Genomic DNA, 305 nt, shown 5'->3' on the forward strand with positions numbered 1-305 from the left:
GTCATGCGCAGGTCATGGGCGGTGGTGGTGTGGCCACCAGCTTACCAGCCGAACTCGTCGGCGAGGTCCTCCGCCCGCTGGCGCGAACCGAGGATCGGTTGCAGTTCGTCGACGAGCTGCTGCCGATAGCGGGGCGCGACGCTGCAGTCGTCCAGCAGGATGTCCTCGCCGGCGCCGCTCCAGACCTCGCCGAAGCAGGCCAGGCTGGCCGCCATCTGCCACAGGTCGTCGAAGCACGGCGCCGGGTCCCAGCCCCTGCCGCCATGCAGGTCGAAGAGTATGCGCCCGCTGCCGGTCTCGAGGAT

General features: G+C 69.8%; 1 protein-coding gene. It reads right to left on the reverse strand.

Translation table 11 applies throughout. From position 1 onward, the window contains the following. Positions 1-41: 41 nt before the first annotated feature. Positions 42-305 (reverse strand): hypothetical protein (locus ACLJNW_RS24225; RefSeq protein ID WP_410961222.1); only part of this gene is annotated, 264 nt, incomplete at its 5' end.

The sequence above is a fragment of the Salmonella sp. SAL4457 genome (genome assembly GCF_046548235.1).
GTDB lineage: Bacteria > Pseudomonadota > Gammaproteobacteria > Enterobacterales > Enterobacteriaceae > Salmonella > Salmonella enterica.